This window comes from Microbacterium sp. MMO-10 (assembly GCF_037148715.1).
In the GTDB taxonomy this organism is placed as follows: domain Bacteria; phylum Actinomycetota; class Actinomycetes; order Actinomycetales; family Microbacteriaceae; genus Microbacterium.
In genome coordinates this window covers 65,265-89,577 of sequence record NZ_JBBCSV010000002.1, presented here as the reverse complement: position 1 = coordinate 89,577, position 24,313 = coordinate 65,265, and the positions used below count along the sequence as shown (strand labels likewise).

The following is a 24,313-nucleotide window of genomic DNA, read 5'->3' as shown; positions in this document are numbered from 1 at the left end:
AGGGCCCCGCGGCTGGGAAGCCACGGGGCCCTTCTGTCATTACTTGCCGATCGGGCCGATGTAGGCGATCTTCCCGTCCAGGACGCGGTAGCCGTAGACGGTCGGCGCCTCGAGCTCGCCCGTCTTGTCCCACTTGAGGTGCTTCGCGAGGCCGTCAGCGTCGTACGACGTCACCCAGGCGAGCAGGTCGGCGCGCGACTGCTTGCCCTTGTCGATGCCGCTCAGCAGCACGGTGGCCGCGTCGTAGCCCTCGATCGAGTAGGTGCCCGGCGCCGCGTTGAACGCGTCGGTGTACTGCTTCGAGAAGTCGGTGAGCAGCTCACCCGGGATGCAGGGGCAGGTGAAGAACGCGTTCTTGGACGCGTCGCCGGCGAGCTTGATGAACTGGTCGTCCTTCACACCGTCGGGGCCGACGAAGGCGCCCGTGAAGCCCTTGGCAGCGAGCTGCTGCGCGAGCGGCGCCGCCTCGGCGTAGTAGCCCGAGTAGTAGACCGCATCCGGCTTCGCGTTGATGATCTTCGAGATCGTCGCCGAGAAGTCCTTCTGCCCGGTGGTCACCTTGTCGGTGCCGACCAGCGCGTCGCCCAGGCCCTTCGACGTGGTCCCGGCCAGGCCGATGCCGTAGTCGGAGTCGTCCTGCACCAGGTAGACCTTCTTGGCCTTCAGGGTGTCGGTCAGGAACTTCGCCGCCGCCGGACCCTGCTGCGCGTCGTTGCCGAGGCCGCGGAAGAAGGTCGTCCAGCCGTTCTGGGTCAGGCCCGGGTTGGTCGCCGAGGGCGTGATGTGCACGAGACCCTGCTGCTGGAAGATGTTTCCGGTGGCCTTGGACTCGCCGGAGAACGGCAGACCGACGACGCCGAGGATGTCCGCCTCGGAGACCGCCTGCGTGGTCGGGCCGGTCGCCTTGTTCGGGTCGCCCTCCGTGTCGTACTTCTTGAACTGCACCTGGCAGCCGGGGTTGGCCTTGTTGTGCTGGTCGATGGCCAGCTGCACGCCCTGGAAGATGTTGATGCCGAGCTGTGCGTTCGGGCCGGTCTCGGCGCCGATGTAGGCGAGGGTGGTCGTGGCGGGGCAGGTCGCCTTGCCGTCACCGGCGGGCAGGACCGCGTCCTTGGGCGTCTCGACCGAGGTCACCGCGGGGATGTCCGGGATGGATCCGCTGGAGCTTCCCGTGGTGCTGCCTCCTGCACCGGGCTGATTCGCGCAACCTGCGAGCAGAAGCAGCGCCGCTGCTGCTGCGACGCCCGCACTGAGGGCCTTCTTTCGCATCATTTTGTGATTGCCTTCCGATTCGGGTCATCGACCGCTCCTTGCGAACGTCGATGTCTTCAAGGTGTGGTGAGCGTACCTCTTTGCACGCGCTCCGCGAACGACATTAGTCCGACGGGGTGCCGTTTCTCGCGTCATCGGGCCGAACGGGTATTCGGATCGTTACACGCTGTTCTCGGGATCGACATCTGCGGATGCGCGACGCGCCCGGCGTGCACTCACCAGTCGTGGACCGTGCCGTCGGCGAGCCGGTTGAAGGGCAGGTACGCCTGCTCGTACGGATACCGGCCCGCCTCGTCGAGATCCAGCTCGACGCCGAGTCCCGGCTCGTCGCCCGGATGCAGCAGTCCGTCCCGCCAGCGGAACGACTGCCGGAACACCTCGTCGGTGCGCGCGGAGTGCTTCATGTACTCCTGGATCCCGAAGTTGTGGATGGCCAGCCCCAGATGCATCTGCGCCGCCATCCCCACCGGGGAGATGTCGGTCGGCCCGTGGAACCCGGAGCGGATCTGGTACAGCGCCGCGTACTCCATCGTCTTCTTCAGCGGCGTGATGCCCCCCATGTGCGTGACGGCGCCGCGCACGTAGTCGATGAGCTGCTCGCGGATGAGGTCCTTGAAGTCCCAGACGGTGTTGAAGACCTCGCCGATCGCGAGCGGCGTCGTGGTGTGCCGGCGCACGAGACGCAGCGCCTCCTGGTTCTCGGCGGGTGTGCAGTCCTCGAGCCAGAACAGGTCGTAGGGCTCGAGCTCCTTGCCGAGCTTCGCGGCCTGCAGGGGCGTCATCCGGTGATGCCCGTCGTGCAGCAGCGGCAGCTCCGGGCCGAACTCGTTGCGCACCGCCTCGAAGACCCCGGGCAGATGGCGCAGGTACGCACGGGTGTCCCAGTCCTCCTGCATCGGGAGCGCCCCGCGCCGCGCCGGCTCGTGGTCGTAGCGCTCCTCTCCCCCGCCGGCCGCGGCCGCCTGCGAGGCGATGCCGTAGATCGCGTTCAGCCCCGGCACCCCCGTCTGCACGCGGATGGCACGGAACCCCTGCTCGAGGTGCGCGCGGACGGAGTCGAAGAGCTCGCTCAGGTCGGAGCCGGAGGCGTGCCCGTACGCCAGCAGGCCCTCCCGGCTCGCACCGCCGAGCAGCTGGTACAGCGGCATGCCCGCGGCGCGCGCCTTGATGTCCCACAGCGCCATGTCGACGGCGGCGATGGCCGCCATCGTGACGGGTCCGCGGCGCCAGTAGCCGCCGCGATAGAGGAATTGCCAGGTGTCCTCGATGCGGTGCGCATCCCGTCCCCGCAGCAGCGGCACCACGTGGTCGCGCAGGTAGGCGACGACCGCGAGCTCGCGGCCGTTCAGCGTCGCATCGCCGAGCCCGACGATGCCGTCGTCGGTCACGAGCCGGAGCGTGACGAAGTTGCGGCTGGGACTGGTCACGACGACCTCTGCCCGTTCGATGATCATGGGTGCGCCTGCCTGCTCTCTGCCTCGGGGAGGACGGTGTCGGGGGTCTGGGGGTGCCGTTCCGGCTCGCGCGTCACAGCTTGAACGCCCGGCGCGGCACGGCATCGACGAGGTCGCGGATGATCTGCTCCGCCCGGGATCGCCGGATCCTGCCGTCCACCACCATCCGGGCGAGCGCGGCGGCGTCGGCCCGGCGCGCCATCTCGTGACGCACCGGGATCGAGAGGAAGGCGCGGGTGTCGTCCACGAACCCGCTGGACCGGTAGAAGCCGGCGGACTCGGCGGTCGCGGCGCGGAAGCGCGCGATCGCCTCTGGTGCGTCGATGAACCACCACGGCGAGCCGATGAACACGCTCGGATAGAAGCCGGCCAGGGGCGCGATCTCCCTCGAGAACACCGTCTCGTCGATCGTGAAGAGCACCAGGTGGAAGTCGCGCCGCAGGCCGAAGTCGTCCAGCAGCGGCTTGAGGTTGCGGACGTATTCGACCGGCACCGGGATGTCGGCCCCGGCATCGGCGCCGTATCGCCTGCGCACCGCCGGGGAGTGATCCCGGTGGACGCCGGGGTGGATCGTCATGACCAGGCCGTCCTCGACGCTCATCCGCGCCATCTGCCAGAGCATGTGCCCGCGGAACTCGCGCTCGTCGACCGCATCCGACTCTCCGGACAGCACGCGCTGGAAGAGGCGCTCCGCGTCGGCAGCCTCCATCGCCACGGTGTACGGCTCGATCACGCCGTGATCGGCGGAGAACGCGCCGTGCGCGACGAAGTGGCGGCGCCGCTCCTGCAGCGCATCCAGATAGGCGTCGAACGACGCGGGCCTGCCCCCGAGCAGGCGCAGCACGCGGGACGCGAAGTCGGGCGCGGCCGGATCGAGATAGGCGTCAGGACGGAACGTCGGCGCCACCCGCCCGCGCACGTCTCCGCTCTCGCGCAGTCGTGCGTGTCCGGCGAGGTCGTCCAGCGGATCGTCCGTGGTGGCCAGCACGGCGATGCCGAACTCGTCGAACAGCGCCTGCGGGCGGAAGCGCTCCCCGGCCAGGGCCGCGGCGATCCGGTCGTAGACGCGATCGGCGGAGGCGGCGGTGAGCTCGTCCTCCACGCCGAACCGGTCGCGCAGCGTGCGCTCGAACCAGAACCCCGATGCGGTGCCGGCGAACAGATGCCAGCGTCCGGCGAGCAGCCGCCACGCCGCGCGCGGGTCGACGGCGGCGCCGACGCCGAGGTCGGCGAGGTCCGCTCCGTCGGCGTGCAGCAGCCTCGTCACGTAGTGGTCCGGCGTGATCAGCAGAGCGGTCGGGTCGGGGAAGGCCCTGTCTTCGGCGAGCATCGCGGCGTCGACGTGTCCGTGCGGCGAGATGATCGGGGCGGTGCGCACCTCCGCGAACAGCTCCCGAGCGATCCCGCGCTCGACCGGATCGGCGGCGAAGAGCGCGTCGTCGACGGTGTGCTCAGTCACGGATGGTCCTCCTTCGTCCCCCGGAACCCTATCCAGGATCCACCCGATTGGCAACCGCTTGCCATCCTGTCTTTCCTGGTTTCTGAAACAGCGGAAGGATCATGTCTGGCAACCGCTCGCTGCGCGAAGCGGACAGCACGGTCATCGGCCTCGACCGACGCGATAATCTGGAAAGCCCATCCACGCTTTCGTCTGGAGTCCCGCGTGTCAGAAACCACCGCCCACGCCAACATCGGAGTCGTCGGGCTCGCCGTCATGGGCTCGAACCTCGCCCGCAACCTCGCCAGCCGCGAGGGCAACACGGTGGCGATCTTCAACCGCAGCTACGAGAAGACGCAGGGCGTGCTGGACGCGCACCCCGAGGCGGGCTTCATCCCCGCGGCCTCCTACCAGGAGTTCGCCGACGCGCTGCAGAAGCCCCGCACGGCGATCATCATGGTCAAGGCCGGCGCCGGCACCGACGCGGTGATCGACGAGCTCGTGAAGGTGTTCGAGCCGGGCGACATCATCGTCGACGGCGGCAACGCGTACTTCCCGGACACGATCCGCCGTGAGAAGGCGGTGCGCTCCACCGGCATCAACTTCGTCGGCGCGGGCATCTCCGGCGGCGAGGAGGGAGCGCTCACCGGGCCCTCGATCATGCCGGGCGGATCCGACGAGTCCTGGGTGACGCTGGGCCCGATCCTGCGCTCCATCGCCGCGATCGCGGAGGGCGAGCCGTGCGTGACGCACGTGGGCCACGACGGCGCGGGCCACTTCGTGAAGATGGTGCACAACGGCATCGAGTACGCCGACATGCAGCTCATCGCCGAGGCCTACGACCTGATCCGTCGCGGCACCGGCAAGACCCCGGCCGAGATCGCCGAGATCTTCGCCGAGTGGAACAAGGGCGAGCTCGAGTCGTACCTCATCGAGATCACCGCGGAGGTGCTCCGCCAGGTCGACGCCGCCACCGGCGCACCGCTCGTGGACGTCATCCTCGACCAGGCCGGCGCCAAGGGCACCGGCGCGTGGACCGTGCAGACCGCGCTGTCCCTCGGCGTCCCGGTCTCCGGCATCGCCGAGGCCACCTTCGCCCGTTCGCTGAGCTCGCACCCCGAGCAGCGCGCCGTCGCCGGCGCCCTGCCCGGACCCGACGAGGCCTTCACCGTCCCCGCCGACCAGGTGGACGCGTTCATCGAGGACGTGCGCCTCGCGCTGTACGCATCCAAGATCGTCGCCTACTCGCAGGGCTTCGACGAGATCCGCGCGGGTGCCGCCGAGTACGGCTGGAACATCGACCTCGGTGCGATCAGCAAGATCTGGCGCGGCGGCTGCATCATCCGCGCGCAGTTCCTGAACCGCATCGCCGACGCATACGCCGAGACCCCCGACCTTCCGGTCCTGATGACGGCGCCGTACTTCGCCGAGGCGATCGGCCGCGCCCAGCCGGCGTGGCGCCGCGTCGTCGTCGCGGCCGCACAGGCCGGGATCCCCGCGCCCGCGTTCTCGTCGTCGCTGTCGTACTACGACGGCATCCGCGCCGACCGCCTCCCCGCCGCGCTCGTGCAGGGGCAGCGCGACTTCTTCGGCGCGCACACCTACAAGCGCATCGACAAGCCCGGCACGTTCCACACCCAGTGGTCCGGCGACCGCACCGAGATCGAGGCCGTCGACACGCACTGACGCCCCCCACAACGAGTCGTCCCCCTCAGCACGTCCTATGGACCGTGCTGAGGGGGACGACTCGCAAGTGGAGGGGGTCAGACCTCGTTCAGGCGACCGTTCTTGAGGCGGAGCCGGCGGTGCGCGCGCCGGGCCACCGCCGAGTCGTGCGTCACGACGATGAGCGTCAGGCCCTCGGCGCACAGCGATTCCAGCAGTGCGAGGATCTCGTCGCGCATCTCCTCGTCCAGGTTCCCGGTCGGCTCGTCCGCGAGGAGCACGCGCGGCTTCTTCACGATGGCCCGCGCGATCGCGACGCGCTGCTGCTGTCCGCCGGAGAGCTCGCCGGGAAGGTGGTCGCCACGATCGGCCAGCCCGACGTGGGCCAGCGCCTCCTCGACCCTGGCGCGGCGTTCGTCGACGCCCACGTTCGACGGGACCAGCGCCATGGCGACGTTCTCCCGTGCGGTGAGGGTCGGGATGAGGTTGAACCCCTGGAACACGAAGCCGATCTCCTCGGCCCGGATCCTGCCGAGCTCCTTGTTCGAGGCCGAGGCGAGCTCGACGCCGCCGAGGAGGAGCGAGCCGCCCGTCGGCCGGTCGAGTGCGCCGAGCAGCTGCAGCAGCGTGGACTTCCCCCCGCCGGTCGGTCCCTGGATGGTGACGAACTCGCCGGCGCCGATCTCGACGGTCACGCCGGTGAGCGGGGTGACCGTGTGTCCCTGGGTCGCGTAGGTGCGCGTGACGCCTTCGAGGCGGTACAGCGCCTCGCTCGGAGTGCTTTCGATGATGCTCATGACTGGTGTTCCTCCTGCTGTTCCGGATGCGAGTGTCAAGCGGCGGACCGCAGGGCTTCGGCAGGGCTCAGCCGGGCGGCGCGCCAGCCGCCGATCGCCCCCGCGACGAGGCCGCCGAGGATCGCCAGCCCCACCGCGGCGACCAGGATCCAGACGCTGAGCGGCGCATGCAGCACGACGTTCTGCACCGACTCGCCGAGGCCGCGGAAGCCGCCTCCCGCGCCGCCCCCGGGGAAGGCGCCACCCGCGCCCCCTGCGGCGCCGCTCGCAGCGCCTTCTCCTCCCCCGGCAGCCCGGCGAGCGAAGCCCGAGGCCGATGCGCCCGAGATGGTGGGCTGCACGAGGTTGATCACCAGGACGCCCACCAGACCGAGGGCGAGACCCGCCGCCCCACCGATGAGCCCCTGCACGAGGGACTCCCCCGCCACCTGGCGCACGATCCGACCGTTGGACCAGCCGATGGCCTTGAGCGTGCCGAACTCCCGGGTGCGCCGCGCGACACCGGAGAGGGTGAAGAGCACGGCGAGCAGCACCGCCACGGCGAGCACGATGATCGACAGCCAGGTGCCGAGCCCCTCGATCATGCCCGCGGCGCTGGAGAGCGATCCGGAGACGGTGGAGGCGAGATCGGCCTGCGAGCTCACCGTGGCATCGGGCAGCGCCCTGGCGAGGGCGGTCTGCACGGAGGAGATGTCGTCGGTCGACGACGCCTTGACGTAGATCGTCGAGACGACGTCGCCCGTGCCGGCGATCTTCTGCGCGGTGTCCAGCGGCAGATACACGTTCGCCGCCGTGTCCGCCGAGTCGGAGGAGGACGTCACGATCCCGACGATCTTCACCGTGGATCCGCCGACGTCGATCGTCCCGCCGACACTCAGGCTCTTGGACGTCGCATACGTGCTGTCCACCACGGCCACGAGCTGGCCGGCGTCTCCGGCGGCCAGGGCCCGGCCGGAGGAGACCTTCACGGACGACAGCGGGCCGACGGTCGGCCCGGCGGCCGGGTCGACGCCGAGCACGGTGAACGAGTTGAGGCCGAAGTTGCCGCCGCCGAACCGAGGGCGCTCGCCCGTGCCGCCCTGCCCCGTGCCGCCTTCGCCCTGCCCGGCGCCGGTCTGGCCGGTGCCGGTCTGCCCGCCCTGCTGGGCGATCTGGCCGTCGAACGTCAGGTTGGTCAGGCTCAGCGCCCCCGTGGCGGCGGCCACGCCCTGGGTGCCGGAGATCGTCTCGACGCCGGTCGCGGCGAGCGTGCCCCGTGCCGGCGAAGCGCGCAGCACGGAGGTCTTCAGCGAGGTGGACCCGTCGCTGCCGGTCGCGCCGCCGCCGGCTCCGAAGTCGAAGCGCTGCCCCGTGTCGCTGCCCCGCTGGGCGGGTGCTCCCGTGACCGTGAGATCGGTGCCGACGCCGTACACGCGGGCCAGAGCCTCGGACTGCGCGTCGCGCACACCGGCGGAGAGCGCGTTGACGACGATCACGAGGGCGATCGCGACGGCCAGGCCGACAGCGACGATCACCGTCTGCTTCTTCCGCCCGGCCAGCTCTCGGCGCAGATAGGTCCCGTACATGGTTCTCCTCTTCGGTCACTCTTGCCCTGGTGACGCTAGGAGCGCGGTCTGGGCCGCGTTGATGGCGTTGCTATGCGCGCGCTAAGCACCCTCCTGCACCCAAAGCTCATAGGGCGTTCATAGGAACCTGAGGAGAATGGATCCCATGAACGATCACGCCACTGAGCTGCGCCGCCCCGACGGCTCCCCCCTGCGGATCCTCGCGGTCGACGACGAGCCGATGCTCACCGACCTGCTCGCCATGGCCCTGCGCATGGAGGGCTGGGAGGTCCGCACCGCCGGGTCAGGGCTCGAGGCGCTGCAGGTCGCCCGCGACTTCGGCCCCGACGCCCTGGTCCTCGACGTCATGATGCCCGACCTGGACGGGCTCGGCGTCCTCAAGCGCCTGCGCGAGCAGGGCAACATGGTGCCGGTGCTGTTCCTCACCGCCAAGGACGCGGTGGGCGATCGGATCGCCGGCCTCACCGCCGGAGGGGACGACTACGTCACCAAGCCGTTCAGTCTCGAGGAGGTCGTCGCCCGGCTGCGGGCCGTGATCCGCCGTTCCGGCGGGGCGACCACGAGCGAGAGCGACTCGATCCTCCAGGTCGGCGATCTCACCCTCAACGAGGACAGCCACGAGGTGGTCCGCGACGGGGACGAGATCGAGCTCACCGCGACCGAGTTCGAACTGCTGCGCTTCCTCATGCGCAACGAGCGCCGCGTGCTGTCGAAGGCGCAGATCCTCGACCGGGTGTGGAGCTACGACTTCGGCGGCCGCTCCAGTGTCGTCGAGCTCTACATCTCGTATCTGCGCAAGAAGCTCGACGCCGGTCGTGACGTGCCGCTGATCCACACCGTCCGCGGTGTCGGCTACATGATCAAGGCCCCGCAGCAGTAAGCCCGCGCACCCGATGGAGTCCTCACGCCGATGAACCCGTTCCGCCCCCGCCCGCGCGGCCCGCTCTCCCTGCAGACCCGCCTCATGGCCGCGGTCACCGGGTTCGTGTCGCTGATCCTCGTCGTCATCGCCATCGCGACGAGCGTGGTGCTCGGGAACGTGCTCAACGGGAGGCTGCAGGACGAGCTGTCGGCCACCGCGAAGAGCGTCGGCGCCATCGCCCGGCAGTCGGCCGTGATCGGACACTTCGTGCCGGCCGCGTCCGACCTCGTGGTGGGGCCCACCGGCGTGCCCAACGGCACGCTCGTCATCGTGGTCTCGGAGAGCGGAGCCGCCAGCGGCACGGTGGTCACGTCCGACCGGGTGGCGCAGGATCTCACCGCCCTGCAGATCCACCAGGCCGTCACCGCGCTCTCGGAGGGACGCTACGCGGAGGATCTCTCCCAGCTCGGCGACTATCAGTTCGTGCACCAGCCCGTGCCCCCGGCGGGCCCGACGCAGTTCGAGGTGATCACGGGTCTGCCCCGCGCCTCCACCGAGGCGCAGATCACGACGCTGTTCTCGATGATCGCGCTCACCACGATCGGCGGGCTCATCCTGCTCGCGCTCTCCACCGCGATCACGATCCGGGTGGCCCTGCGCCCGCTGCGCGAGGTCGCCGCCACGGCGAACCGCGTCGCGAACCAGCCTCTGGACCGCGGAGACGTGTCGATCACCGAGCGCGTGCCTGCGGCCGAGGCGGATCCGCGCACCGAGACCGGACTGGTCGGCGCCGCCCTGAACACGCTGCTCGACCACGTCGACGCGTCCCTCGCCGTGCGTCAGCGCAACGAGGAGCGGATGCGGCAGTTCGTCGCCGATGCGAGCCACGAGCTGCGCACGCCGCTCTCGTCGATCCGCGGCTACTCCGAGCTCTCGCTGCGCGCGCTGTCGAGGTCGGAGGCGCCGGAGGACCCCGCCACCGCCTCGGCGCACACCGCGCTGGAGCGCATCCAGGCGCAGTCCCTGCGGATGACCAGCCTCGTCGAGGATCTGCTGCTGCTCGCCCGCCTGGAGGAGGGCAGGGAGCTGTCGCTGTCGTCCGTCGACCTCTCCCGCCTCGCGATCGAGGGCGTCGAGGACGCACGCCCGACGGCCCCCGATCACGAGTGGTCGATCGACGTGCCGGAGGAGCCCGTGGAGCTCATCGGCGACACCGGCCGGCTGCAGCAGGTCGTCACGAACCTCATCGCCAACGCGCGCACGCACACCCCGGCCGGCACCCGGATCTCGATCGAGGTCGCCGACGAGGACGACGCCGCCGTGCTGCGGGTGAGCGACGACGGCCCCGGCATCGACCCCGCCGTCCGCGACGAGCTGTTCAGCCGCTTCGCGCGCGGCGACCGCTCGCGCAACCGGGCGACCGGCGGATCCGGGCTCGGCCTGTCGATCACCAAGGCGATCGTGGACGGTCACGGCGGCACGATCTCCGTGCAGAGCGAACCGGGCGCGACCACGTTCACCGTCCGGCTGCCGCACGTCCCGCATCCGCAGACCGGCGCGACGCCGACCGCGGATGCGGCACCCGGCGCCCCCGCCGGATCCGCCTCCGCTGCTCGGCCCGACGAGGACCGCCCGGCCGAGGACCGGCCGGCCGAGGACCGCACCGCCGGGGGCGGCCACGAGATGACCCGCACCGTCGGCGGACGCTGAGCCCGCGGGCGCTCAGGCGCGTGCGCCCGCCGGATCAGTAGCCCGCGAACGCATCGGTCGTGACCCGACGAGCACCGCGCAGGGTCGGCGCGAGGTCCGCGAGGAGCCGGGGCGGCCCCGAGACGTAGGCGTGGCGTCGCGCCAGGTCCGGAACCAGCTCCCGCAGCAGCGCGGCGTCCAGCCGCCCTCCCCCGGCCCACTCAGCCCCCGCGGGCAGGGCCTCGGGGCGGTCCGGGGTCACGACGACGATCCGCGCCCCGGATGCGGCGAGCTCGTCGAGATAGGCGCACTCCTGCGCCGAGGACGCGACGAGCACGAGCACGCAGTCCGTGCGGTCTCCGGCGCCGAGCTGCGACACGAACGGCGTCACGCCGATCCCCGCGGCGAGGAGAAGCACGGGGACGTCACGGGCGGGCAGCACGAAGTCCCCCCAGACACCGGTGGCGGTGAGCACGTCGTCGGCCTGCACCACGCCGAGCGCGCGCTTGAAGGTGGATCCCGGCTCGGCCTCCCGATAGGCGATGCGCACGAAAGGCAGCTCCGCCGGAGCGGAGACGATGCTGAACTCGCGACGCGTGCCCCGGGCGTCGGGGCGGCGATGCGGCACCTGCAGCTCGAGGTACTGGCCCGGTGCGAAGCGGAACCGCCGGCGCGTCCGGAAGGTGAGCTCGTGCACGGTGGGGGTGAGCGCTCTGCGGCGCACCAGGGACAGCCGGATCCCGGATCGGGCGACGAGCACAGCGGCGAGCAGGTTGCCGACGAGCAGCGCCCGCTCCTGCCCGAGGGTGATGACGCCGAGCGACAGCGGCCAGCCGGCGAGTACGCCGACCACCGCCGCGACGAGCAGCTGCTGCCCGCGCCGCGCCGGCAGGGTGAGCGGCTCGGTCAGCATGAACGCGCCGAGGAACAGCACGGGCGACTGCAGCAGCACGGTCGTGAGCAGGCCCGCCGGGTCTACCGCGATGCCGGCCGCGGCGGACTGCACGGAGAGCCGTGCCGTCGACACCGCGGCGTAGACCGCGACGAAGAGCAGCACGACCGCGACGCGTTCCGTGCGCCACAGCACCAGCAGGCCGAGCAGGACCACGGGCAGGGCGAGGGCGGGCGTGCCCACCCACCAGGCGGAGAAGCCCAGCGTCGTGAGGGTGAGCACCGTCGCCCCGACCGCGGCGGGGTTGAGCAGATGCCGCCCGCGCCAGACCAGCACGTACTTGGATGCGCTCGCGACGACGCCTGCGAGGGCGATGCCGCCGATCTGGTCGGGGTTCGCCCCCGGCTGCACCACGAACAGCAGGATCAGCGCCGTGATCAGCGACGACTCGATCCGCCGCGGCACCCGCAGCAGGGCCTGGGCGACCGCGTCGGTGCAGAAGGTCGCGACCAGCAGCAGGGCGAGGCTGGCGACGACGTCCAGCGGCGTGACGCCGATCCAGCCGAGCGCCGACTCGACCACGGCGACCACGGCCAGCGCGATGAGCGCGTACAGCGTGAGCCGGTACATCGTCAGACGCCCCAGCTGCGCGAGCACGCGCTGCTGCAGGCCGACCAGCGTCGCGATCATGCGAACACCTCCATCCGATCCCCGGCCGACCACTCCACCGCGCCCGCGGTGGTCATCCGCACCCATTCCACACCGAACCGGTCGGCGAAGGCGGGACCGCCGTCGAAGAACAGCGCCATGGCGGCGGCGTCGGCGAGCATCGCCTCCTCCGCGATCGCCCAGGTCGCGGCGACCGTGCGCACGGGCTCGCCGGTCCGGGCGTCCAGCACGTGGTGCAGTCCGCCGTGCGGCCCGGGCCAGGCGCGCCGGTTCACGGCCGACCCGCACAGCGCGGCATCCGCGACCTCGGCGACGCCGATCGCCCGCGTCCCGTCGAACGGATGCTCCAGTCCCACCCGGATCGGCGGGCCGCTCAGCCGCAGGTCGCCTCCGGCGTCGACGAGACGCTCGGCATGCCCGAGCGCGCCCAGCAGGTCGTGCACGACGTCGACGAGGCGCCCCTTGCCGATCGCCCCGACGTCGATGAGGGCCGGGGCGTGCAGCGTGAGCGCGCCGTCGTCCCAGGCGAGCTGGTCGGCCCAGTCCCCCGGCGCCGGGAGCGGACCGCGGTCGTGCAGCGAGTACCGCGCATCGTATCCCCGGGCCGAGAGGCTGTCGCCGACGAGCGGCTGCACTGCCCCGCCCGTCGCCTCCGCCAGCGCCCGGTAGAGGTCGAGCATGGCGCGCGCATCCGGCGGAGCGGGGACCTCCTGGGGCTCCGCGGCCAGCGCCGTCACGAGCGAGTCGTCGCGGAACCGCGACCAGGTGTGGTCGAAATCGTCGATCGTCTCGCCGACGGCGTCGCGGTCCGCATCGGCCAGGGGCCGGGAGGTCGCGATCTCCCAGACGGTGCCGATCGCCTCGAACCGCCAGACGTGGTCCACTCAGCCGTCCTTGCGCGAGGGCCGGCCGGCCCGAACCGGATCCGGCTGCGCCGCGGAAGGACCCACGTCAGCTCTTGGCCTCGGTACGGATGGTCGCCAGCGCCTGGGTGAAGCCCTTGCTCGTGAGCGAGGACCCGGACACCCGGCTGACGGAGATCTCGTCGAGCTTCTTGCCGACCACCTGCGCCGAGATGCCGCCGATGAACTGCGACTGATAATGCTCCGTCTCCGACGCCTGCGGGTCCCCGGTGACCTTCACCGCGGTCACCGTGTCACCGGCGATCGTGATCGACACCGTGATCTTCTCCACGGTCTCCGGCGTCTGGTACGAGCCGTCGGCGGTGTAGGTGCCGTCCTTGTACGTGCCGCCCGTGCCGGAGGCTGCGGGCGCCGATGCCTCCGCGGTGCTCTGCGGTGCGGGCGTGTCCTTCGTCGTCTCCGCGGAGGAAGCCTCGGCCGCACAGCCGGCGAGCAGCAGCGTTCCGGCGATGCCGACGAGGGCGGATCCTTGGCGTACCGAGGGCGAGAGCTTCATACGATCCAGCTTCAGCAATCCACCTGTGCGTCACCTTTGAGATGTCGGGACGCCCCGTGAAGGACGAGGGGCCGGCCGGGATGCGCCCGGCCGGCCCCTCGTCGATCTGAGGTCAGGCGGCTCCGTCGAACATGCTCGTGACGGATCCGTCCTCGAACACCTGGCGGATGGCGGTGGCGAGCAGCGGCGCGATCGGAAGGATGCGCAGCCCCGGGAACCGGCGCGCCTCGGAGAGCGGGATGGTGTCGGTGACGACGACCTCGTCGATTGCGGAGTCCTGCAGACGCTCGCTGGCAGGGTCCGAGAAGATCGCGTGCGTCGCCGCGACGATCACCTTGCGGGCGCCGTTGGCCTTGAGCGCCTGAGCCGCCTTCACGATCGTGCCGCCGGTGTCGATCATGTCGTCGACGAGGAGGCAGGTGCGTCCGTCGACGGTTCCGACGATCTCGTGGACCGAGACCTGGTTGGCGACCTTCGGGTCGCGGCGCTTGTGGATGATCGCGAGCGGAGCGTCGAGGCTGTCGGACCAGGTGTCGGCGACGCGCACGCGTCCCATGTCGGGCGAGACGATGGTGAGCGTGGCGCGGTCCTCCGCCGTCAGCGTGTCCTCGAAGTGCTCGAGCAGCACAGGCTTGGCGAAGAGGTGGTCGACCGGGCCGTCGAAGAAGCCCTGGATCTGGGCGGCGTGCAGGTCGACGCTCATCACGCGGTCGGCGCCGGCGACCTTGAGCATGTCGGCGACGAGACGCGCCGAGATGGGCTCGCGACCCCGGCCCTTCTTGTCCTGCCGGGCGTAGGGGTAGTAGGGGGCGACCACGGTGATGCGCTTGGCCGACGCGCGCTTGGCGGCGTCGAGCATGATGAGCGTCTCCATGAGCCACTCGTTGATCGGATCCCCGAAGGACTGGATGATGAACAGGTCGCAGCCGCGGATCGACACCTCGAACCGGGCGTAGAGCTCGCCGGACGCGAAGGTGCGGTGCTCGACCGGCGCGATCTCCGTGCCGAGGGCCGCGGCGACCGCCGCGACCAGCTCGGGGTGCGAGCGCCCGCCGGCGACGACGAGCCGCTTCTTGGTCTTCGCGACCAGACCTGGCGCGATGTCGTTCTCGCGATCCAGCTCGACCGTCGTGTTCTTCTTGCGCCCCATCGGACCCGCCTATTCCGCCGAATCGGCACGCGCCGCGTCTGCTGCGGCCGTGCCTGCTCTGTTCTTCTCGACCCACCCCTCGATGTTGCGCTGGGGTGCGACGCTCATCGCGAGGGCACCGGCGGGGACGTCCTTGCGGACGACGGCTCCGGCGCCGGTCTTCGCGCCGGCTCCCAGCCTAACGGGCGCGACGAGCACCGTGTGCGAGCCCGTGTGCACCTCGTCCCCGATCTCGGTGCGGTGCTTGTTGACGTCGTCGTAGTTCGCCGTGATCGTGGAGGCGCCGAGGTTGACGCCGCGACCGACCGTCGCATCGCCGACGTACGAGAGGTGCGGAACCTTGGATCCCTCGCCGATCTGGGCGTTCTTCGTCTCGACGTAGGCGCCGATCTTGCCCTCGTCGCCCAGCGTCGTGCCGGCGCGGAGGTAGGAGAACGGCCCGACCGTCGCGCGCGCGCCGATCACGGCGAGGGTCGCCTCGGAGCGGCGCACCTCGGCGTCCTCCCCCACCTCGCAGCTGACGAGGGTGGTGTCGGGGCCGATGACGGCGCCGGAGGCGACGGTGCTCGCCCGCAGGATGTGGGTGTTCGGCAACACCGTGACGTCGGGCGCGAGCGTCACGTCGTCGTCGATCCAGGTGGTCGCGGGATCCTGGATGGTCACGCCCTCGCGCTGCCAGCGCCGCACGATGCGGTCGTTCAGCGTGCGCGCGGCCTCGGCGAGCTGCACCCGGTCGTTGATGCCGAACGTGGCGGTGGTGTCGGCCGCGATCTCGACGGCGACCTTCTCGTCGTGCGCGCGCAGCAGGCCGATGACCGTGGTCAGGTACATCTCGCCCTGGGCGTTGTCGGTCGTGACCTGGGCGAGCTCGGTGCGCAGGAGCCCGGCACGGAACACGTACACGCCGGCGTTGATCTCGCGCGTCGCCTTCTCGGCGTCGTCCGCGTCCTTCTGCTCGACGATCCGGGCGACGTCGCCGGCGGCGTCGCGGATGACCCGTCCGTATCCGGTCGGGTCGTCGACGATGGCGCTCAGGATCGTCGCCGCAGCGGCAGCGGCGCGGTGCCCGTCGACGAGCGCCTGCAGCGTCTCGGCCTCCAGCAGCGGCACGTCGCCGGAGAGAACCAGCACGTCGCCGTCGAAGCCCTCCGGGAGCGCGTCGAGGGCGACCTGCACGGCACGCCCGGTGCCGGGGATGTCGTCCTGATCGACGATGACCGCTTCCGGATGCTCGGCGGCGAGCGCCGCGACCACCTGATCGCGCTCGTGGCGCACCACGACCTCGACGGTCTCTGCGCCCAGCTGCGAGGCGGTGGCGAGCACATGCCCCACGAGGGTGCGTCCGCCGATGGGGTGCAGCACCTTGGGCAGCCGGGACTTCATGCGGGTGCCCTGCCCTGCGGCGAGCACGATGATGGCGAGTGCGTTCTTCGTCATGCTCCGCCGCCAGGATTCGAACCTGAACCTCACAGCTCCAAAGGCTGTCGTGCTGCCGTTACACCACGGCGGACCGCGGGCGCCGGGATGACGGCCGCCCCCTAAGTCTGCCAGACCGCATCATGCGTGACGGGCGCGGAACACCCCGGCAACACCCGCGTAACGTCGCTGCGAGACCCTGGGGTCATGAGGATCCGCATCTCCCGGGTGGACACCCCGACTCCCGACCTCGAACGCTTCCTGGCCGATCACCTGCGCGACATGGAGGCGACCGCACCTCCGGAGAGCCGGCACGCCCTGGACCTCTCCCGTCTGTTCGCGCCGACCGTGCGCCTGTTCACGGCGACGGTGGACGGCGTCCTCGCCAGCACGGGAGCGCTGGCCGCGCTCGAGCCGGGCCACGAAGAGCTCAAGTCGATGCGCACGGCCTCGCGGATGCGGGGGCGCGGAGTCGCATCCGTGCTGCTCGCGGCCCTGCTCGATGACGCGCGCGACCGCGGGATCGGCCGGGTGTCGCTGGAGACCGGTGCCGACGACTTCTTCTGGCCCGCCCATCGGCTCTACGCCAAGGCCGGATTCGACGAATGCGCACCGTTCGGCGGGTACGTCGAGGATCCGCACAGCCTGTTCCTCACCATCGCGGTCGTCCCGAGGACCGCCGTCGGCGCGGCGGTCGCGGTCGGTCGATAATGGACGGATGAGCATCGGCGAGCAGCGCACGGGCGACGAGGTCGACCGGATCGTCGAGGCGTGGAACACGCAGCGCCCCGACCTCGACTTCTCGCCGCTCGAGGTGCTCTCGCGTGTCGACCGCCTCTCGCGCCTGCTGGACCGCGCCCGCCGCGACGTGTTCCGTCGGAGCGATCTGGAGACCTGGGAGTGGGACGTGCTGTCGGCGCTGCGCCGCGCGGGCGCCCCGTTCCAGCTCAGCCCGAAACAGCTGCTGCAGCAGACGCTGGTCTCCAGCGGCACCATGACCAATCGCATCGATCGGCTGGTGGGCCGCCGCCTGGTGCGCCGCGAGGCGGATCCGGACGACGGCCGGAGCGTGCTCGTGACCCTCACCGACGACGGCAGGGTGCGGGTCGACGCGGCGATCACCCGCCTCGTCGATGCGGAGGCCACGCTGCTGTCGGCGCTGAGCCGCAGCGACCGCGAGCGCATCGCCGCCCTGCTGCGCAAGCTCAGCCTGAGCTTCGACGCCTGACGGCCTCGCGGGCGCTCAGGCGTCCGGGTCCACGATCACCACGACCTTGCCGGTGACCCGTCCGCTCTCCACCCGCTCCTGCGCCGCCGCGAGGGCGTCGAAACCGAACTCCGCATCCAGGTGCACGGCGAGTCGTCCCGCGTCGGCGAGAGCGGCGATCTCCGCCAGCTGCGCGCCGTTCGCGGCCACCAGGATCCGCTGCACGGGATCCGCTCCCCAGGAGCGCAGCTCGGCCTCCTGAGCTGCGGAGAACCCGGTGATCGTGATCACGGCGGTGCCCGCATCGACCGCCCCGCGCGGCGGCAGCGTGTCCGAGACCGTCACGATCACGGCGTCGACCGCCCCGATGGCTGCGAGCGCGGACTCGTCGCGGTAGTCGATCACCTCGTCCGCTCCCCAGGAGGCGACGAGGTCCTGCTTCGCCGGGCTCGCCGTCGCGATCACGACGGCGCCCCTCGCCTTCGCGAGCTGGACGGCCACATGCCCGACCCCGCCCGCCCCGCCGAGCACGAGCACGCGCGCATCGCGGTCCGCACCGATGCCCGCGGCATCCAGCGCCTGCCACGCGGTGAGCGCCGCGAGCGGGGCAGCACCCGCCTGCGCGGTGCTCCACCCCCGCGGCGCCGCGGCCAGGTCGGCGGCGGGCACCGCCACGAGCTCGGCCAGGGTGTGCGCAGCTTCGGGGAAGCGCGCGAGAGCGAACACGGCGTCGCCCACGGCCCACCCGGTCACCCCGTCGCCGACGGCCACGACCGTCCCGGCGACGTCCCACCCGGGGCGGTCCGAGTAGCGGATCGCCCCGAAGTCGTGGCCGGCCGCGCGGATCTTCACGTCCACCGGGTTGAGGCCGACCGCTCCCACCCGCACGAGGACCTCGCCCGGTCCGGCCGCCGGGGCCTCGACGTCGCGGAACCCGATGACCTCCGCCGCCCGCCCGGGGCCGGTATATGCCGCTGCACGCATGATGCCCCCTCCGTCAGACCTGCGCCGGCGTCCACTCGGAGACGCTGCGCAGCCGCGCGATCTCGTCGTCGGCGAGCGAGAGGCGTCCCCCGGCGAGCAGATCCGGCACCTGCTCCGGCGTGCGGGCGCTCGCGATCGGCGCGACCACCGCGGGCTGCGAGCGCAGCCACGCGAGCGCGGTCGCCGCGATCGACGCCCCGTGCGCGTCGCCGATCTCCTCGAGGGCGTCGATGATGCGCAGGCCGTGCTCCGTCGCGTACTTCGCGGCGCCGGCGGCGCGCGGCGACGTGTGACCCGCCTCGTCGACGGACCGGTACTTGCCTGTGAGGAAGCCGCTCGCCAGGGCGTAGTACGGCACGAGGCCGAGTCCGAACTCGGTCGCGACAGGGATGATCGTCTCCTCGACCTCGTTGCGGTGCACGAGGTTGTAGTGCGGCTGGACGGCGACCGGAGCGGCGACTCCGGTGGCCCGCGCGATCTCCATCCACGCGCGGATCCGGTCGGCCGAGTAGTTGGACACCGCGATGTTGCGCACCAGTCCGTCCGTGACGAGCTGCCCGAACGCCCCGACGGTCTCCTCGAGGGGCACGGTCTCGTCGTCGAAGTGCGCGTAGTACAGGTCGATCGCGTCGACTCCGAGCCGGCCGAGCGACGCCTCCGCCGCGCGGCGGATGTTCGCCGCCGACAGCCCGGGGAACTGCGGATGCTGGCTCACCTTCGTGGCGACCACGACCCCCTGGGGGCGCCGCGAGGCGAGCCACGCGCCGATGATCGTCTCGCTCTCGCCCCCGCTGTTGCCCGGCACCCAGGCGCTGTAGGCGTCGGCCGTGTCGATGGAGTCTCCGCCGCCGGCCACGAAGGCGTCCAGCACGGCGAACGACGTGTCGCGGTCGGCGGTCCAGCCGAACACGTTGCCGCCGAGCGAGAGCGGGAAGACGGACAGGTCACTGGATCCGATGCGAGTCATACCCGGCGCAACCGCGGTCGCGGCGAGACTATTTCCCGATCACGCGGATCCGCACCCGTCGCAGAAGATGCCGTTCCGAGCGGACCAGGGCGACGTCTTCTGCGACGGGAAGGACGGCACCGTCGTCGCACGGCGCCCGGCTCCGTCACTCCCGGCACCGAGAACTAGGCTGGACCGGATGGCGATGCGCTCCCCCCTGCCCGTACGCGACGGCGTCGGCGCGACCCGGCTCCGGGTGCCGTCGGACGGCCCGTGGCCGACCGTCGGCGCCTTCATGGCCGAGCGCTTCTCGCACCTCGATCCGGAGTACCTGCTCGCCCGGTTCGACCGCGGCGAGATCGTCGCCCTGGACGGCTCCGCGCTCACCCGCGAGACCCCGCTGGGCGTGCACGACTTCGTCTGGTACTACCGTGAGCCGCCCGCCGAGAAGGCGATCCCGTTCGACGTGGAGATCCTGCATCAGGACGCGGATCTCGTCGTCGTCGACAAGCCGCACTTCCTGCCGACGACGCCGGGCGGCAAGTATCTGCAGAACTCCGCACTCGTGCGCCTGCGCAACGCGCTCGGGATCCCCGAGCTCACGCCGATCCACCGTCTGGACCGCGCGACCGCCGGGCTGCTGATGTTCTCGGCGCGCCCCGCGACGCGCGGCGCCTACCAGCTGCTCTTCGAACGCCGCGAGGTCGAGAAGGTCTACGAGGCGGTCTCCCTCCTGCCCGCCGGCTGGGACCCCGCGGCCCCCGCCCTCCTCGGCTCGACGTTCCCGCTCGTGCACCGCAATCACATCGCCAAGCTCCGCGGGCAGGTGCGGGTCCAGACGGATCCGGCGCGCGAGCCGAACGCCGAGACCCGGATCGAGCTGCTCGGGTTCGACGACCGTGTCCTGCACACCCTGCTGCGCCCCCACTCGGGACGCATGCATCAGCTGCGCGTGCACCTCGCCGAGCTCGGCGCGGGGATCATGAACGACGGGTTCTACCCCGACCTGCTCCCCGAGACCCCCGATGACTTCGCGCATCCCCTGCAGCTGCTGGCCCGGGAGCTGCGCTTCACGGACCCCCTGTCGGGCGCTCCGCGAGGGTTCACCACCCGGCGCACACTGCAGGAGGCGCCGTCCGTGCGACAGTGACCCGCGCCCGCCGGCCGTTGTGCAGGGAGCCCCTGTCGTTCTGCAGGGAGCCCCTGTCGTTCTGCAGGACGGTCCACGGCGTCCGCCCCCCGGATCCCCGGTCGATCAGCGCGCCACGACCGGGCGGCGCCTGCAGAACGGCGCACCCTCCCTGCAGAACGACGCACCCTCCCTGCAGAACGACGCACCCTCCCTGCAGAACGGCGCGCCGCGGTCAGCGCCGCATGATCCGCCGGGCGAGCCAGGTGCCGAAGGTCTGCACGAGATGGACGAACACGACGATGAGGATGATGGCCGCCCACATCACGACCGGCTCGAACTGCCGGAAGCCGTAGACCTGGGCGAAGGCGCCGAGTCCGCCGCCGCCGACGAGGCCGGCCATCGCCGTCATGTCGATGAGCGCCACCACGATGAACGTGTAGCCGAGGATCAGCGGGCCGAGCGCCTCGGGCATCGCGACCGTGAGCAGGATCCGCCACGGACCGGCGCCCATAGACCGGGCCGCCTCGATCACGCCCGGCGACACTGAGACGAGGTGCTGCTCCACGATCCGCCCGATCGCGAAGGAAGCCGCGACCCCGATCGCGAACGCCCCCGCATTGATCCCGATCCCGGTTCCGATGACGATCCGGGTGAATGGCTGCAGCACCGCGATGAAGATCACGAACGGGATCGGCCGGATGAAGTTGACCAGGAATGAGATGAGGATGCTCAGCGGGCGGTTCGCCATCAATCCGCCGGGGCGGGTCACATAGAGGCCGATGCCGATGACGGTGCCGATCACGCCCGCCATCGCGAGCGCGAACGTGGTCATGTACAGCGTCTCGAGCGCCGCCTGCCAGAAGTCCGGCAGAAGTTCGATCAGGCGATCCATCAGCGCACCTCCCCCTCTGCCGCCGCCGCGCCGGTCGCGCGGGCCGCCTCGGTCACGGTCGCGTGCGCCCCGATCTTCGTGAGAGCGGCGTCGATCGCGGCATCCGACCCGCGGATCGCGAGGGTGAGGTGTCCGAAGGCGCGACCGCGGATGTCGTTGATGCCGCCGTAGACGAGCTCGAATCCTAGTCCCGCCTCCGCGAGATCCAGGAAGACCTGCGCCTGGGAGGAGTCGCCGTCGCGGAAGGAGAACGTGACGAGCCGGCCCTCGTGGCGGGCCTGCAGCGACGCCTGCTCCGCGGGGCTGGGGACGCCCTTGATGACGGTGCCGACGAAGCGCTGCGACGCCGAGTTCTGCGGGTTCGAGAACACCTCGAACACGTCGCCCTGCTCGACGACGCGACCGTTCTCCATCACCGCGACCTTCGTGGCGAGCGTCTGGATGACGTCCATCTCATGGGTGATGACCACGATCGTCACCCCCTGCTCGCGGTTCACCCGGTCGAGCAGTTCGAGCACCTCGTGCGTCGTCTGCGGGTCGAGCGCGCTGGTCGCCTCGTCGGCGAGCAGGATGGCCGGCCGGGTGGCCAGCGCCCGGGCGATGCCGACGCGCTGCTTCTGCCCGCCGGAGAGCTGCTCGGGGTACGCCCTGGCCTTGTCGGACAGGCCGACGAAGGCGAGGAGCTCGGTCACCCGCGCCTCGATGTCGGCCTTGGCCCAGCCCGCGAGCCTGAGCGGGTAGGCGATGTTCGCGCGCACCGTCTTCGCCGAGAAGAGGTTGAACTGCTGGAAGATCATGCCGATGCCGCCGCGCACCCTGCGCAGCTCCCGCTCGGAGAGGGTCGTGACATCGACGCCGTCGACCACGAGGCGTCCGCTCGTCGTCGGCTCCAGCGCGTTGATCAGCCGCACCAGGGTGGACTTCCCCGCCCCGGAGTAGCCGATGATCCCGAACACGTCGCCCTGGGCGATGTCGAGGGACACGTCATCGACGGCGACCACGGGCGCGCTGTCCTTCGTCGCGGGCGGATAGGACTTGGTGACGCCCTGCAGGCTCACGATCGGCATGGGTTCTCCGGAGGTAGCGGTGGCACGGGAATCGGGCGGCGCAGAACGCGCCGCCCGATCCTCTCGCGTGGTCGACTCAGCCCTTGTGGGCCGTGACGTCGGCCTCGACCTTGGTCAGGGTCTTCTGCAGCTCGGCGGGCGCGATCTTCAGCGGAACGCCGGTGTCGCCCGAGGCCTTCGCGAGGCCCTTCTGCACGGCCTCGTCCGTCTGGAAGATCTCGACCAGCTTCTGGTAGGTCGCGTTGTCCTTCTCCTTGGCCGGCGCCGCGAAGATGTTCACGTACGGGAGCGCGTTGGGATCCTTCGGGTCGTCCTGGGCGATGGCGTCCTTGAAGGTGAGCCCTGCGTCCTTGACGAAGTCGTTGTTGATGATCGCGGCGGCGACGTCCGGAAGCGACGTCGGGATCAGCGCGGCCTCGAGCGCGGTGACCTTGACCTTCGACTTCGCCGTGTCGACGTCGGCGAGATCGGAGAAGATCGAGCCGCCGCTCTTGAGCGTGATGAGGCCGGCCGACTGCAGGACGAGCAGCCCGCGCGCCTGGTTGGACGCGTCATCCGGCACCGCGACGGTCTCGCCCGCGGGGATGTCCTTCACGCTCTTGTACTTCTTCGAGTACAGGCCCAGCGGGTAGATCGCGGTCGAACCGACCGGCTGCAGGTCCTTGCCCGACTTCACGTTGTACTGCGCGAGGTACACGATGTGCTGGAACTGGTTGAGGTCGATCTCGCCCTCGGAGAGCGCCGGGTTGGGCTGCTCGTACGAGCCGAAGTCCACCAGCTCGACGGTGATGCCCTCCTTCTTCGCGGCCTCGACGAACGCGGGCCACTGCGGGTCGCTCTTGCCGACGACGCCGACCTTGACCGTCTTGCCGGTCTCGGCGGTCGGGTCGGATCCGGCGTTCGACGCCGACGAGCAGCCGACGAGGGAGAAGACGAGCGCGGCGGCCGCGGTGGCGGCGGCGAGCGCGGTGGTGAGCTTGCGGGACATGTGCGGTGGGTTCCTCTCTTGGGGGACGCCACCACGGTAAGAGCCGGGCCGAGCGCGCCCCGAATCGATTCGTCACACGACGTCACAGCTCGGTGCGACCCCCGGCGACGACGAGGGCGGGTCGCTCCGTCTCGCGGGAGGTCGCCGGCGCCGCCGACCGGCTGCGCAGACGGCGGACGAGGCGGGATCCGAGATCGATCAGCACTCCGAGCAGGAGCGAGAGCACCACCCCGACGACCGCGGCGAGCAGGGGCGAGTGCCCGAGCCATGCCGAGGCGACCGAGGCGATCAATGCGCTGAGGCCCACCCAGCCGACGGCCGCGACGAGGGACAGCGGCAGGAAGCGGCGATACGGCAGCCGCGTCGCCCCCGCGGTCATGTTCACCGCGACTCTCCCCACCGGGATGTACCGCGCGACGAGCAGCGGGATGGCCGGGCGAAGGGCGAGCCGCTCCCCCGCCCAGCTCAGCGCGGATCGCACGCGCGGGCGACGCATCCACGCCCATCGCGCGGTGCCCACGCGGCGTCCGATGGCGTAGGCGGCGCTGTCGCCGGCCGCCGCGCCGATCCCGGCGGCGAGCAGGATCAGGAGCGCGGTCGGGGTGGCCGCGGCTCCCGTCGCGAAGGCCAGCGAGAGCGCGCCGACCACCACCGTCTCGCTCGGCACGGGCGGGAAGAACCCGTCCAGGAAGCAGAACAGCAGGATCAGCAGTGGAGCCCAGGGGGTGACCAGGAAGGAGCTCAGGACGTCGACCATGACCTCACGGTAGGTCGAGGCCGCCGCCGTATGCGTCCCTCTGCAGAGTGAT

The 24,313-nt window shown here is 71.2% G+C and carries 22 protein-coding genes and 1 tRNA gene; 6 read left to right on the top strand and 17 right to left on the bottom strand.

Annotated elements, in window-relative coordinates; genetic code table 11:
* Window positions 1-39: 39 nt before the first annotated feature.
* The 3 genes from WFJ17_RS04955 to uxaC all read right to left on the bottom strand — a co-directional run bounded on the left by WFJ17_RS04955 (window position 40) and on the right by uxaC (window position 4,185).
* Window positions 40-1,272 carry a branched-chain amino acid ABC transporter substrate-binding protein gene (locus WFJ17_RS04955; RefSeq protein ID WP_251445218.1) on the bottom strand — a complete coding sequence of 411 codons (1,233 nt, stop codon included), beginning with the start codon at window positions 1,270-1,272 and terminating at the stop codon, window positions 40-42.
* A gap of 215 nt (window positions 1,273-1,487) precedes the next feature.
* Window positions 1,488-2,726: a D-mannonate dehydratase ManD gene (manD, locus tag WFJ17_RS04950; protein WP_251445221.1), complete on the bottom strand. Its 1,239-nt coding sequence runs from the start codon at window positions 2,724-2,726 to the stop codon at window positions 1,488-1,490.
* 73 nt (window positions 2,727-2,799) lie between these two features.
* Window positions 2,800-4,185 carry a glucuronate isomerase gene (gene uxaC, locus WFJ17_RS04945; protein WP_336647832.1) on the bottom strand — a complete coding sequence of 462 codons (1,386 nt, stop codon included), beginning with the start codon at window positions 4,183-4,185 and terminating at the stop codon, window positions 2,800-2,802.
* Window positions 4,186-4,389: 204 nt separating this feature from the next.
* Between uxaC and gndA the strand changes: the two genes are divergently transcribed.
* The gene (gndA, locus tag WFJ17_RS04940; RefSeq protein ID WP_336647831.1) at window positions 4,390-5,850 is read left to right on the top strand and encodes an NADP-dependent phosphogluconate dehydrogenase; all 1,461 of its coding nucleotides are present in this window, start codon (window positions 4,390-4,392) and stop codon (window positions 5,848-5,850) included.
* Between the two features lie 77 nt (window positions 5,851-5,927).
* Here the strand turns inward: gndA and WFJ17_RS04935 are convergent, their stop codons facing one another.
* Window positions 5,928-6,626: an ABC transporter ATP-binding protein gene (locus tag WFJ17_RS04935; protein WP_336647830.1), complete on the bottom strand. Its 699-nt coding sequence runs from the start codon at window positions 6,624-6,626 to the stop codon at window positions 5,928-5,930.
* 35 nt (window positions 6,627-6,661) lie between these two features.
* A complete protein-coding gene (locus tag WFJ17_RS04930) occupies window positions 6,662-8,191 on the bottom strand; it encodes an ABC transporter permease (RefSeq protein ID WP_336647828.1) in 1,530 nt (509 codons plus the stop codon).
* Window positions 8,192-8,336: 145 nt separating this feature from the next.
* Between WFJ17_RS04930 and WFJ17_RS04925 the strand changes: the two genes are divergently transcribed.
* Window positions 8,337-9,071, top strand: a complete 735-nt coding sequence (locus tag WFJ17_RS04925; protein WP_251445266.1) for a response regulator transcription factor — start codon at window positions 8,337-8,339, stop codon at window positions 9,069-9,071.
* Window positions 9,072-9,101: 30 nt separating this feature from the next.
* Complete coding sequence (locus tag WFJ17_RS04920; protein ID WP_336647827.1) at window positions 9,102-10,763, top strand: sensor histidine kinase; 1,662 nt, start codon at window positions 9,102-9,104, stop codon at window positions 10,761-10,763.
* Window positions 10,764-10,797: 34 nt separating this feature from the next.
* Here WFJ17_RS04920 and WFJ17_RS04915 read toward each other — a convergent pair whose 3' ends face one another.
* From WFJ17_RS04915 to WFJ17_RS04890, 6 genes are all read right to left on the bottom strand, one after another.
* A complete protein-coding gene (locus WFJ17_RS04915) occupies window positions 10,798-12,324 on the bottom strand; it encodes an FAD-dependent oxidoreductase (protein ID WP_336647826.1) in 1,527 nt (508 codons plus the stop codon).
* On the bottom strand, window positions 12,321-13,187 hold the full coding sequence (locus WFJ17_RS04910; RefSeq protein ID WP_251445276.1) for an FAD:protein FMN transferase: 867 nt from the start codon (window positions 13,185-13,187) through the stop codon (window positions 12,321-12,323). The genes WFJ17_RS04915 and WFJ17_RS04910 overlap by 4 nt, the downstream gene beginning before the upstream one ends.
* Before the next feature lie 67 nt (window positions 13,188-13,254).
* On the bottom strand, window positions 13,255-13,722 hold the full coding sequence (locus tag WFJ17_RS04905) for an FMN-binding protein (protein ID WP_251445281.1): 468 nt from the start codon (window positions 13,720-13,722) through the stop codon (window positions 13,255-13,257).
* A 112-nt stretch (window positions 13,723-13,834) separates the two neighbouring features.
* Window positions 13,835-14,872 carry a ribose-phosphate diphosphokinase gene (locus tag WFJ17_RS04900; protein WP_251445284.1) on the bottom strand — a complete coding sequence of 346 codons (1,038 nt, stop codon included), beginning with the start codon at window positions 14,870-14,872 and terminating at the stop codon, window positions 13,835-13,837.
* 9 nt (window positions 14,873-14,881) lie between these two features.
* Entirely contained in the window at window positions 14,882-16,309 is a 1,428-nt protein-coding gene (gene glmU / locus WFJ17_RS04895; protein ID WP_251445287.1) for a bifunctional UDP-N-acetylglucosamine diphosphorylase/glucosamine-1-phosphate N-acetyltransferase GlmU, read from the bottom strand.
* Between the two features lies 1 nt (window position 16,310).
* Window positions 16,311-16,382: transfer RNA gene (locus WFJ17_RS04890), tRNA-Gln, on the bottom strand.
* Window positions 16,383-16,495: 113 nt separating this feature from the next.
* On the opposite strand from WFJ17_RS04890, the gene WFJ17_RS04885 reads away from it, so the two are divergent.
* Complete coding sequence (locus tag WFJ17_RS04885) at window positions 16,496-16,999, top strand: GNAT family N-acetyltransferase (RefSeq protein WP_336647825.1); 504 nt, start codon at window positions 16,496-16,498, stop codon at window positions 16,997-16,999.
* A gap of 7 nt (window positions 17,000-17,006) precedes the next feature.
* Window positions 17,007-17,516: a MarR family winged helix-turn-helix transcriptional regulator gene (locus WFJ17_RS04880; RefSeq protein ID WP_251445293.1), complete on the top strand. Its 510-nt coding sequence runs from the start codon at window positions 17,007-17,009 to the stop codon at window positions 17,514-17,516.
* A gap of 15 nt (window positions 17,517-17,531) precedes the next feature.
* On the opposite strand, the gene WFJ17_RS04875 is transcribed toward WFJ17_RS04880, so the two are convergent.
* Window positions 17,532-18,479, bottom strand: a complete 948-nt coding sequence (locus WFJ17_RS04875; RefSeq protein ID WP_336647824.1) for a zinc-binding dehydrogenase — start codon at window positions 18,477-18,479, stop codon at window positions 17,532-17,534.
* Window positions 18,480-18,492: 13 nt separating this feature from the next.
* Window positions 18,493-19,446, bottom strand: coding sequence for an aldo/keto reductase (locus WFJ17_RS04870; RefSeq protein WP_336647823.1), 954 nt, complete (start codon window positions 19,444-19,446; stop codon window positions 18,493-18,495).
* 178 nt (window positions 19,447-19,624) lie between these two features.
* On the opposite strand from WFJ17_RS04870, the gene WFJ17_RS04865 reads away from it, so the two are divergent.
* Window positions 19,625-20,575: a pseudouridine synthase gene (locus WFJ17_RS04865; RefSeq protein ID WP_336647822.1), complete on the top strand. Its 951-nt coding sequence runs from the start codon at window positions 19,625-19,627 to the stop codon at window positions 20,573-20,575.
* 214 nt (window positions 20,576-20,789) lie between these two features.
* On the opposite strand, the gene WFJ17_RS04860 is transcribed toward WFJ17_RS04865, so the two are convergent.
* From WFJ17_RS04860 to WFJ17_RS04845, 4 genes are all read right to left on the bottom strand, one after another.
* Window positions 20,790-21,449, bottom strand: coding sequence for a methionine ABC transporter permease (locus WFJ17_RS04860; RefSeq protein ID WP_295034611.1), 660 nt, complete (start codon window positions 21,447-21,449; stop codon window positions 20,790-20,792).
* A complete protein-coding gene (locus WFJ17_RS04855; protein ID WP_336647820.1) occupies window positions 21,449-22,516 on the bottom strand; it encodes a methionine ABC transporter ATP-binding protein in 1,068 nt (355 codons plus the stop codon). The genes WFJ17_RS04860 and WFJ17_RS04855 overlap by 1 nt, the downstream gene beginning before the upstream one ends.
* 76 nt (window positions 22,517-22,592) lie before the next feature.
* Window positions 22,593-23,504 carry a MetQ/NlpA family ABC transporter substrate-binding protein gene (locus WFJ17_RS04850; protein ID WP_251445312.1) on the bottom strand — a complete coding sequence of 304 codons (912 nt, stop codon included), beginning with the start codon at window positions 23,502-23,504 and terminating at the stop codon, window positions 22,593-22,595.
* Between the two features lie 82 nt (window positions 23,505-23,586).
* Window positions 23,587-24,261, bottom strand: coding sequence for a DedA family protein (locus WFJ17_RS04845; protein ID WP_336647819.1), 675 nt, complete (start codon window positions 24,259-24,261; stop codon window positions 23,587-23,589).
* Window positions 24,262-24,313 lie beyond the last annotated feature (52 nt).

What these genes read in the sequence shown, in the direction of transcription:
- WFJ17_RS04875 (WP_336647824.1), bottom strand. Translation starts at nt 18,479, where the DNA reads ATGCGTGCAGCGGCATATACCGGCCCCGGGCGGGCGGCGGAGGTCATC.
- WFJ17_RS04855 (WP_336647820.1), bottom strand. Translation starts at nt 22,516, where the DNA reads ATGCCGATCGTGAGCCTGCAGGGCGTCACCAAGTCCTATCCGCCCGCG.
- WFJ17_RS04850 (WP_251445312.1), bottom strand. Translation starts at nt 23,504, where the DNA reads ATGTCCCGCAAGCTCACCACCGCGCTCGCCGCCGCCACCGCGGCCGCC.
- WFJ17_RS04900 (WP_251445284.1), bottom strand. Translation starts at nt 14,872, where the DNA reads ATGGGGCGCAAGAAGAACACGACGGTCGAGCTGGATCGCGAGAACGAC.
- WFJ17_RS04925 (WP_251445266.1), top strand. Translation starts at nt 8,337, where the DNA reads ATGAACGATCACGCCACTGAGCTGCGCCGCCCCGACGGCTCCCCCCTG.
- WFJ17_RS04865 (WP_336647822.1), top strand. Translation starts at nt 19,625, where the DNA reads ATGGCGATGCGCTCCCCCCTGCCCGTACGCGACGGCGTCGGCGCGACC.
- manD (WP_251445221.1), bottom strand. Translation starts at nt 2,726, where the DNA reads ATGATCATCGAACGGGCAGAGGTCGTCGTGACCAGTCCCAGCCGCAAC.
- WFJ17_RS04880 (WP_251445293.1), top strand. Translation starts at nt 17,007, where the DNA reads ATGAGCATCGGCGAGCAGCGCACGGGCGACGAGGTCGACCGGATCGTC.
- WFJ17_RS04935 (WP_336647830.1), bottom strand. Translation starts at nt 6,626, where the DNA reads ATGAGCATCATCGAAAGCACTCCGAGCGAGGCGCTGTACCGCCTCGAA.
- WFJ17_RS04860 (WP_295034611.1), bottom strand. Translation starts at nt 21,449, where the DNA reads ATGGATCGCCTGATCGAACTTCTGCCGGACTTCTGGCAGGCGGCGCTC.
- WFJ17_RS04870 (WP_336647823.1), bottom strand. Translation starts at nt 19,446, where the DNA reads ATGACTCGCATCGGATCCAGTGACCTGTCCGTCTTCCCGCTCTCGCTC.
- WFJ17_RS04915 (WP_336647826.1), bottom strand. Translation starts at nt 12,324, where the DNA reads ATGATCGCGACGCTGGTCGGCCTGCAGCAGCGCGTGCTCGCGCAGCTG.
- WFJ17_RS04905 (WP_251445281.1), bottom strand. Translation starts at nt 13,722, where the DNA reads ATGAAGCTCTCGCCCTCGGTACGCCAAGGATCCGCCCTCGTCGGCATC.
- WFJ17_RS04885 (WP_336647825.1), top strand. Translation starts at nt 16,496, where the DNA reads ATGAGGATCCGCATCTCCCGGGTGGACACCCCGACTCCCGACCTCGAA.
- WFJ17_RS04930 (WP_336647828.1), bottom strand. Translation starts at nt 8,191, where the DNA reads ATGTACGGGACCTATCTGCGCCGAGAGCTGGCCGGGCGGAAGAAGCAG.
- WFJ17_RS04920 (WP_336647827.1), top strand. Translation starts at nt 9,102, where the DNA reads ATGAACCCGTTCCGCCCCCGCCCGCGCGGCCCGCTCTCCCTGCAGACC.
- WFJ17_RS04845 (WP_336647819.1), bottom strand. Translation starts at nt 24,261, where the DNA reads ATGGTCGACGTCCTGAGCTCCTTCCTGGTCACCCCCTGGGCTCCACTG.
- glmU (WP_251445287.1), bottom strand. Translation starts at nt 16,309, where the DNA reads ATGACGAAGAACGCACTCGCCATCATCGTGCTCGCCGCAGGGCAGGGC.
- WFJ17_RS04955 (WP_251445218.1), bottom strand. Translation starts at nt 1,272, where the DNA reads ATGATGCGAAAGAAGGCCCTCAGTGCGGGCGTCGCAGCAGCAGCGGCG.